Here is a 9488-nt window from a genome sequence, read left to right as displayed (position 1 = left end):
AGCTACGACCCGAGCACCGGGGTAATCGTCGGCACGTTCACCTTGCTGGACAATGAAAGCCACACCAGCGGCAACACCCTGGTCGAGCAAATCGAGGTGGTCGCGACCGATACCGATGGCAGCACCGGCAGCGCCACCATCGACATCAATATCGTCGACGACGCGCCCAAGGCGTACGACGACAGCAACACCACTACCGCCACGGAAACGCAGTTGACCCTGACCGGCAACGTGCTGAGCAACGATGTGCAAGGCGCCGACCGCATCGTCAGCGGTCCCATCACTCCACAAACCATCACTGGTACTTACGGCACGTTGGTCCTGGCCGCCGACGGCAGCTACACCTACACCCTGAACGCCCAGGACCCGGATTTCATCAACCTGAAAGGCGGCGGTACGGGTGTCGAAAACTTCACTTACACCCTCAAGGACGCCGACGGCGACAGCAGCACCGCGACGTTGAAGATTGATGTCAGCAGCGTGGACCACCCGGTGGTCATCGATGGTCTGAGCGTCAACGGTGGCGAACTGACCGTCTACGAAAAAAACCTCAGCGACGGCAGCAGCCCGGATTCGCCAGCGTTAACCCACACGGGCAGCTTCACCGTGACTGCCGCGGATGGTCTGCAAACCCTGACTGTTGGCGGCATTACCGTGGTCAGCGGCGGCAATGTTGCCGTCTTCCCGCAAACGGGTACGACGCCCTTGGGCAATTCGTTGACCATCACCGGGTACAACGCCAGTACCGGCGTGGTCAGTTACACCTACACCTTGCTGGACAGCGAAAACCATGCGAATGCCAATGGCATCAACAACCTCAACGAGCCCATCACTGTCACGGCAACCGATAAAGACGGCAGCACTGCCCAGGCAACCCTGGATGTAAACATCGTTGACGATGTAGCCGCGGTGGTGGGGGCCGAGCGTTCGGTGACGCCGGGGCAGGTCGATTCCAACCTGCTGCTGATCGTCGACGTATCCGGCAGCATGAACGATCAGTCCGGTGTCGAGGGCAAGACCCGTCTGCAGCTGGCCAAGGATGCCATCAGCGCTTTGCTGGACAAGTATGACGAAATGGGCGACGTCAAAGTCCAGATCGTCACCTTCAGTTCCTCAGCATCTGAACAATCCGAAGTCTGGGTATCGGTCGCCCAGGCCAAGCAGATCGTTGCCGGCCTGTCGGCAGGTGGTGGCACCAACTACGATAATGCGGTGGCCGAGGCGAAGTCGGCCTTCGCCAATGCTGGCAGTTTGACCGGTGCGCAGAACATCGGCTACTTCTTCTCCGACGGCAACCCGTCCTCGTCCTCACAAGGCATCGGTACCGACGACGAGACTGCCTGGAAGTCCTTCCTCGACAGCAACGGGATCAAGTCCTACGCCATTGGCCTGGGTGACGGCGTCAACGCCAGCAATCTCAACCCGCTGGCGTATGACGGCAGCACGCATACCAATACCAACGCTGTGGTGGTTACCGACCTGAATGCGTTGAATCAGGTGTTGTCCGGTACGGTGCAAGGTGCGCCGATTACCGGCAGCCTGATGAGCGGCGGCACGTTCGGCGCCGATGGCGGCTTTATCAAAGCATTGCTGGTCGACGGGACGACCTATACCTATAACCCGCAAGGCCAGGGCAGCTACAGCGCCAGTGGCGTCGATCGCGGCTCCTTCGACACGGCAACCAATACCTTCAACATCAAAACCATCAAGGGCGGTACCTTGCTGGTGGACATGGATACTGGCGAGTTCACCTATACCCCGCCGAAAGACACCGGTACTACCGTGACGGAGAATTTCGGCTTCACTGCCAGTGACAACGATGGCGACCTGAGCAGCGCCAACCTGGTGGTCAATGTCTACACCAACGCCGCGCCAGTGGTCGGCGCTGACCATATCATCACCAACATCCTCTCCAGCACCATCACTGTGCCGGCTGAAGCGCTGCTGGCCAACGACAGCGATGCCAACAACGATTTGCTCAGCGCATCGCCGATTAGTTTCACGACCAATTGGGCGGCCAAGGGGGCGGGGTTCACGGTGGGTAGTGGCACGCCTACGGTCACTTTCTCGGGAACGAGCAGTAACCTGGCCAACCAGTTGAAGGACTTGCCGCGCAGTTCGTTCCGCACCGCGTCGAACACCACCACGGCAGCGCTGCTGATCAATGGTTATCTGGGCACGCTCTCCAGTGGTGCCAATGCCGAGGACGTGCTGACCGTCACCCTGAAAAAAGGCGAGTCACTCAAGCTCGATCACGACCGGCCGGCCGGCAACATCCTGATGGAGTGGAAGGATGAGAATGGCATTTACCAGACCGTTGCCGATGGCAGTAGCTTTACCGCCAGCCATGACGGGGTGTACAGCATCCATGTGGTCAACCTGCTCAATCTTGCCGGGGGCAACCCCGACGGCCTGGAAAGATATGCCTTGACCATGACCGTCGACTACGCCAATGCCCAGTACGAAACCTACAACGGCACCTACACGGTCAGTGATGGGCATGGCGGTACCGGCACTGGCAATGTCGATATCACTTACCAGCAAGGCAGTGTCCTGACAGGGACCGATGGTCATGACACCTTGCTCGGCGGGGCGGGCGGCGACACCCTCAATGCCGGCGCCGGCAATGATGTGCTGATCGGTGGCGACGGTAACGACATCCTCAACGCCGGTGACGGCAATGACTTGCTGATCGGAGGCAGTGGCAACGACCAGCTCAACGGTGGCGCCGGTATTGATACCGCCAGTTACGCCGGTGCCAGTAGCGGAGTGACCGTAAGCCTGGCGAACCTTGCCGCGCAGAATACCGGCGGGGCGGGGACCGATACCTTGAACGGTATCGAGAACCTGATCGGTTCGGACTACAACGACAGCTTGACCGGCGATGGCAATGCCAACCTGCTCAGAGGTGGCCTGGGCAACGATGCGTTGAACGGGGGAGGCGGTAACGATGTGCTGATCGGCGGGTCGGGGAACAACACCCTCACGGGCGGCGATGGTAACGATATTTTCCTCTGGCAACAGGGTAATAGCGGGCGTGATGTCGTCACCGATTTCACCCCGGGTACAGATCGGCTCGACCTGTCGCAGTTGCTCCAGGGAGAAAACGCAACTTCGGCGTCACTGGATGATTATCTGCACTTCAAGGTCACCGGCAGTGGCGCCGGGGTGGTATCGACCATCGAGGTGAGTGCGGTGGCGGGGGCTGCGCCGACCCAGATCATTGACCTGGCGGGGGTCAACCTGGCTCAGCACTATGGGGTGACGGCGGGAGCGGGCGGTGTGATTGCCGCCGGTCAGGATACCGCGACCATCATCAACGGGATGCTCAATGACCATTCGTTGAAGGTGGATACGGTGTAACGGCAAGGCGTATCAGGACGGTCGACGCAGGGTCTTCTGTCGCAGGATGTAAATGCTGACCAGTACCGCACTGGTCAGCATGAACCCGCGCGCCCAGATCAACGGCACCAGGTAGCAGGACAGGCCAATGCTCAGCCACATCAAGGCGATCGCATAGACCTTGCCTTTGAGCGGGATGCCTTCGCCACTGAGGTAGTCGCGAATCCACGGCCCAAGCTGCGGGTGATTGACCAGCCAATGGTGAAAGCGCGGAGAGCTGCGGGCAAAACAGGCCGCTGCCAGAAGCAGAAAAGGAGTGGTCGGCAACACCGGCAGGAAGATGCCGATCACTCCCAGCGCGACGCTGAGCCAGCCGGTGGCCAGCAGCAGGTAGCGCATTGACGCCGACTCAGTGGTGGCGTGGCTTGAGCAATGCAGGTGCAGGTTTTTCGTCAGGCGCATGCTGCAGCAGGTACAGCGCGGTCAGCGCCTCTGGAATCTGCACGATCATGTCGTCCATCAGGTTGGCGTCGCTGGCGATGTCGGCGAATTCAGGCTGTTCGTCGAACAGGCCGGAACCGACCATGATCGGCAGCAGCATCTCGCTGACTTCTTCCTCGGCGGTTTCGAACCAGGCTTCTTCGCGCATGAACACGCCTTCCATGAAGCCGATGCACCAGCCGCGCAGGTCGGAATCGTCCGGCTCATCACCCAGGTCCAGGTCGCATGGCAGTTCGAATTCATCGTCGCTGGCCAGCTGACGGGCGATGTGCGCCTTGAGCTGGATCAGCGTGGCTTCGATCTCTTCACGCTGGGCGGCGTCCTTGTAATGCGGCTCTTCGGCGAACAGCGCGTCGATCCATTCGCGCTCGGGAACCACCTCGGTACCAATCGACAATGCAGTCAGGTAGCCGTGGGCGGCAACGTAGTCCAGCGCTTCTTCGTGCAGCTCGTCGGCGTCGAGGAAGGCTTGCAGGCGGTTCAATTGCTCGGCGAAGGACATTACAGGGCTACCTTGGGAATAAACGATGATCGAATTCTAGCATCTTGCGGCGCTTGCGAGGCAAAGATGACGCCTATCGCAGAGCGCCCTGTGCGAGGCGACGCTCGGGTATAATGCCCGGCTTTTGTATCTGGCCATGCTGAAACGGCAGGTCAGGTAAAAGCCGCTTACGCATTTTCAGGTGTGGCGGGGAAGGTTTTCATCCAGCCTGTGGCCAGGATGGTTCTGCGATTTATGGAGTTTTTATGCTCGAACAGGCTCAGCGCGTCCTCAAGGACATCTTCGGCTACGACAGCTTTCGGGGACGCCAGGGGGCGATCATCGAGTGCGTGGCCAAGGGTGGCGATGCGCTGGTACTGATGCCCACCGGGGGCGGCAAGTCCCTGTGCTTCCAGGTCCCGGCACTGTTGCGCCCGGGCCTGGCGGTGGTGGTGTCACCGCTGATCGCGCTGATGGAAGACCAGGTGGCAACCCTCGATGAACTGGGTGTGGCCGCCGCCTCGCTGAACTCGACCCTGAGCGCTGAGCAGCAGCGTGAGCTTGCCGGGCGCATTCGCCGTGGCGAAGTGAAGATGCTCTACCTGGCACCGGAACGTCTGGTGCAGCCGCGCATGCTGGATTTCCTGCGTACCCTGGACATCGCCCTGTTCGCGATCGACGAAGCCCACTGTGTATCGCAATGGGGTCACGACTTCCGTCCCGAGTACCTGCAACTGGGGCAGCTGGCCGAGCTGTTTCCGCAGGTGCCACGTATTGCCCTGACCGCCACCGCGGACATGCGTACCCGCGAAGAAATCGTCACGCGCCTGCACCTGCAGAATGCCGAGCGTTTCCTGTCGAGCTTCGACCGGCCGAACATCTTCTACCGCATCGTGCCCAAGGAGCAGCCGCGCAAGCAGTTGCTGGCGTTCCTCACTGAGCGTCGCGGCAACGCCGGTATTGTCTATTGCCTGTCCCGCAAGAAAGTCGATGATGTTGCGGCCTACCTGTGTGACCAGGGTTTCCCGGCGCTGCCGTATCACGCCGGCCTGCCTGCCGAGACCCGCGCGTCGAACCAGCGCCGCTTCCTCAATGAGGAAGGCCTGATCATGGTCGCCACCATCGCCTTCGGCATGGGCATCGATAAACCCAACGTGCGCTTCGTTGCCCACCTGGACCTGCCCAAGTCGCTGGAAGCCTACTACCAGGAAACCGGCCGCGCCGGCCGCGATGGCCTGCCAGCCGATGCCTGGATGGCCTACGGGCTGCAGGACATGGTGATGCTCAAGCAGATGCTGCAGAACTCCGAGGGTGATGAGCGCCACAAGCGCATCGAGCAACACAAGCTCGACGCCATGCTCGCGCTCTGTGAAGAAACCCGCTGCCGCCGTCAGATCCTGCTCAACTACTTCGATGAAGAGCTGCCACAGCCTTGCGGGCATTGCGACAACTGCATCGATGGCGTGCAGACCTGGGACGCCACCGAACCGGCACGCCAGGCCCTGTCGGCGGTGTACCGCACCGGCCAGCGTTACGGTGTCGGCCACCTGGTGGATGTATTGCTGGGGCGCGACAACGAGAAAATCCGCAACTTCGGTCATGAGAAACTGGCCGTGTACGGCGTCGGCAAGGCCCGCTCCGAGGGCGAGTGGCGCTCGTTGTTCCGCCAGCTGGTCGCCCGCGGCCTGGCCGATATCGACCTGGAAGGTTACGGCGGCCTGCGCCTGTCCGACAGTTGCCGACCCTTGTTGCGCGGCGAAGTGAGCCTGGAATTGCGCCGCGACCTCAAGCCGCAGACCAGCAGCAAAAGCAGCGGCAGCGGCGGCAGCCCGGCCAGTCAGCTGGTGCGTGGCGAGGAGCGCGAACAATGGGAAGCGCTGCGTGCGTTGCGGCGTAAGCTGGCCGAGGAGCATGGCGTGCCACCTTACGTCATCTTCCCCGATTCGACCTTGCTGGAGATGCTGCGCAGCCAGCCGGGCAGCCTCAGCGAAATGGCCCAGGTCAGTGGCGTCGGAGCGCGCAAGCTGGAGCGCTACGGCGCGGCGTTCCTCGACGTACTGGGTGGTGCTGCCGAGGCGCCACCGCAGGTTGCCGACCTGCGCCACGAGCTCACCAGCCTGGCCCGTGCCGGTATGACCCCGGCGCAAATCGCCGGGCAGTTGAACTGCAGTGAAAAGAACGTCTACAGCATGCTCGCCGAAGCCATTGGCCGTCAGCAGCTGTCGCTGGAGCAGGCTTTGGACCTGCCGGAAGACCTGCTCGCCGAAGTGCAGGATGCCTTCCTTGATGGCGAGGGCGAATTACCCCCGGTATCGGCGATTGCCGAGCAGTTCGGTGCCCGTGTACCGGAAGGGGTTCTATACTGCGTTCGAGCGGCGTTAGCCGCTGAATTCGAGATGTAAACGGTGTTTTGTCATCTTTTATAACGATTGTCAGACAGATTGAACCGTGAGGAGCCTTGCCTGTTGCGCAGGAGCATGGTTAGCTGACTAATAATTAGTTCTGATGATGAGTTTTCTATGCCGTTGACCGATCACCACCGCTTCGGAATGCAGCTGGCCCAGATGTCGCGGGGCTGGCGTGCCGAACTGGACCGCCGCCTGGCCGGCCTCAACCTGTCCCAGGCCCGCTGGCTGGTGTTGCTGCACCTGGCCCGATTCGACGAGGCGCCGACCCAGCGCGAACTGGCCCAGAGTGTGGGTGTCGAGGGGCCGACCCTGGCGCGTTTGCTCGACAGCCTCGAGTCCCAGGGGCTGGTGCGGCGTCAGGCCGTAGTGGAAGACCGGCGGGCAAAAAAGATCCTCCTCTGCCCTCCGGCCAAACCCTTGATCGAGCAGATCGAAACCATTGCCAATGCCTTGCGCGTCGAACTCTTCAGCGGTGTCGACGAAGAGGAATTGCGCGTGTGCATGAAGGTCCACGCGCGCATCCTGGCCAACCTGGAAAAGTCCTGACCTGCCTCAGAAGGTGTGACCCAGGTTCAGGTACAACGCCTTCTGATTTTCACTGTTGGCCCCGTAACTGAAGTTCAGCGGGCCCAGTGGCGTCTCGAAACCGACGAAAACACTGGCGGCATTGATGTAGCCGCTGTCGAATTCGTTGTCATTGTTCCAGGCCCGTCCGCGCTCCAGCGAGCCACCCACGTACAGCGGGAAGTCCAGCGGCAGGTAGGCGCGTGGTGTCAGCCGGCGGTAGTAGACCATGCGCATCAGGCTCATGTTCTGCCCGGACACCGAGTCCTGGCGAAAGCCTGACAGCTGGCGGGCGCCACCGAGCACGAAGCTTGAGGTCACCACTTCGGCGTCATCCAGGGTCCGGCCGTACTGGGTGCCCAGTACCCAGGTATTGGCGCCGCTGCTCAAGGCTTTGTCCAGCTTGAAGTTCCACTGCCGGTAGCGCTGGTCGGAGCCCAGGTCCGGTTCGAACTGGCGCAGGGTCAGGCTGATGTCTTCACCGCTGTGCGGGAAGTAGACGTTGTCCAGGGTGTCGAACGAATACTTCAGCTCATAGAAACCTTCGTTGAAACTGAAGTGCGGCAGATCCTGATCGCCAATGCGCACTTCGGCATTGCCCCAGGCCTGGCCGACCCCGAAGCGTACTTCGCCGCTGTTGCCGATCTGGCGCCCCAGGTTCAGGCCGAAGCCGTAACGTTCCAGGCGGTATTCGGCAATCGGGTCGTCGTCCAGCGTGGACTCGATGTTCTGCGAACCGAGGTCCAGGTAAGGCGCGATGAAGTAGCGTGAGCCGGCATCCAGCGGTTGATAGAACTCGCTGTACAGCTCTTGCTGATCGCCGATCTGTGCTCGGGTCAGCCACTCGCCACCCAGTTCGTTGATACCGTTGACCCGATAGCTGGCGCCAATGTTGAAGGCGCTGTCGCCGCGCATGTCATCCGACAGGTTCAGGCCCAGGCGCAGGTAGTCGGTGCCACCACGGCGACCGCGCGCGTTGATCACCAGGGTGTTGTCGCTGCCCTTGTGCACCACCCGGTATTGAACCCGGTCGAAGTAGTCCAGGCCGTACAGGGTACCCATGTCGGTCTGCAGGCGCCCCAGCTCCAGGGGTTCGCCGATCGGCTGGCGAATGTAGAAGCGGATCACGTCGTCGCTGACCTTCGAGTCGTTCTCGATCCTGATGGCAGTAATGACCGGCGTGCGCTGGCTCGGCGAGCGCGCGACATTCAGTTCGGCATCGCTGCCGTCGGGGCGTTTGAGTGCAGCCAGGCGCGGGTCCAGGGCACGGGCGGCGCGGTAGCCGGCATCGATCATTTCCTCGGCACGGCCAAAATCGGTGACGCCGAAACTGGCCAGCGGCGGCTGGATCAGGATGTCGTCGCGGTGCAGTTGGGCCAGTTGCTCCTCGGAGTTGCGTCGGGTCATCAGGGTGATCGACTGGTTGAGTACATCGACCACGGTTGCCAGCTGCTTGCGATCACGCAGCGGTGAGCCAATGTCGACCACAATCGCTACATCCACACCCATCTCGCGGGCGACATCGAGGGGGATGTTGTCGACCATACCGCCATCGACCAGCAGCCGGCCATCCAGATCGACCGGGGCGAATACGGCGGGAATCGACATGCTGGCGCGAATCACCTGGGGCAGGTGACCGCGGCGGAACACGACTTTCTCGCCACTGGCGATGTCGGTGGCCACCGCGCGGAACGGGATCGGCAGCTTGTCGAAGTCGCGGGTATCGCTGGTGTGAGCCAACAGGCTTTCCAGCAACAGGGCCAGGTTCTGCCCCTGGATCACCCCCAGCGGCAAGCCGAGGCTGCCGTCGTCGCGGAAACTGAGCTTCTGTTTGACCAGGAAGTCGCGGTCGTCCTGCTTGCGTCGGAACGGCACGTCCTTGCGCGGTGGCGCATCGGAGAGTGCCTGTTGCCAGTCGATGCCCAGGGCGAGTTTTTCCAGCTCGTCGACCTTGTAGCCGGAGGCATACAGGCCACCAATCACCGCACCCATGCTGGTGCCGGCAATGGCATCGACCTTGATGCCTTGCTCTTCCAGGGCTTTGAGTACGCCGATATGGGCCAGGCCACGGGCGGCACCGCCAGACAGCACCAGGCCGATTTTCGGTCGTGGTGGCTCGGCGGCCAGGAGCGGGAAGGAAACGACGATCAGCAACAGACTCAACAGCAAACGGTGCATCTTGGCTCTCGGAG

6 protein-coding genes are annotated in these 9488 nt (G+C 61.6%); 3 read left to right on the top strand and 3 right to left on the bottom strand.

All coding sequences use genetic code 11. The annotated features are described in order from the left end of the window. Positions 1–3363: cadherin-like domain-containing protein (locus tag AC07OF_RS22085; RefSeq protein WP_495073436.1), on the top strand; the 3363-nt coding region annotated here is incomplete at its 5' end. Between the two features lie 12 nt (positions 3364–3375). Here the strand turns inward: AC07OF_RS22085 and AC07OF_RS22080 are convergent. Then, positions 3376–3741, bottom strand: a complete 366-nt coding sequence (locus AC07OF_RS22080) for a YbaN family protein (RefSeq protein ID WP_157193580.1) — start codon at positions 3739–3741, stop codon at positions 3376–3378. A 10-nt stretch (positions 3742–3751) separates the two neighbouring features. Further along, positions 3752–4345 (bottom strand): UPF0149 family protein, encoded by a 594-nt coding sequence (locus AC07OF_RS22075; protein ID WP_157193579.1) that lies wholly within the window; start codon positions 4343–4345, stop codon positions 3752–3754. A 245-nt stretch (positions 4346–4590) separates the two neighbouring features. On the opposite strand from AC07OF_RS22075, the gene recQ reads away from it, so the two are divergent. Both recQ and AC07OF_RS22065 read left to right on the top strand, forming a co-directional pair. After that, on the top strand, positions 4591–6726 hold the full coding sequence (gene recQ, locus AC07OF_RS22070) for a DNA helicase RecQ (protein WP_157193578.1): 2136 nt from the start codon (positions 4591–4593) through the stop codon (positions 6724–6726). 117 nt (positions 6727–6843) lie between these two features. Continuing rightward, positions 6844–7278, top strand: a complete 435-nt coding sequence (locus AC07OF_RS22065; protein ID WP_157193577.1) for a MarR family transcriptional regulator — start codon at positions 6844–6846, stop codon at positions 7276–7278. 6 nt (positions 7279–7284) lie between these two features. Here AC07OF_RS22065 and AC07OF_RS22060 read toward each other — a convergent pair whose 3' ends face one another. Next, positions 7285–9474 (bottom strand): patatin-like phospholipase family protein, encoded by a 2190-nt coding sequence (locus tag AC07OF_RS22060; RefSeq protein WP_157193576.1) that lies wholly within the window; start codon positions 9472–9474, stop codon positions 7285–7287. Between the last annotated feature and the right edge of the window lie 14 nt (positions 9475–9488).

The sequence above is a fragment of the Pseudomonas sp. GW821-FHT10B02 genome (assembly GCF_059415665.1).
The sequence above is the reverse complement of the archived record's forward strand: the minus strand, read 5'-3'. Positions and strand labels throughout refer to the sequence as shown.

Excerpts from the sequence above, each read along its gene's own strand:
- AC07OF_RS22080 (WP_157193580.1), bottom strand. The coding sequence starts at position 3,741 with ATGCGCTACCTGCTGCTGGCCACCGGCTGGCTCAGCGTCGCGCTGGGA.
- AC07OF_RS22075 (WP_157193579.1), bottom strand. The coding sequence starts at position 4,345 with ATGTCCTTCGCCGAGCAATTGAACCGCCTGCAAGCCTTCCTCGACGCC.
- recQ (WP_157193578.1), top strand. The coding sequence starts at position 4,591 with ATGCTCGAACAGGCTCAGCGCGTCCTCAAGGACATCTTCGGCTACGAC.
- AC07OF_RS22065 (WP_157193577.1), top strand. The coding sequence starts at position 6,844 with ATGCCGTTGACCGATCACCACCGCTTCGGAATGCAGCTGGCCCAGATG.
- AC07OF_RS22060 (WP_157193576.1), bottom strand. The coding sequence starts at position 9,474 with ATGCACCGTTTGCTGTTGAGTCTGTTGCTGATCGTCGTTTCCTTCCCG.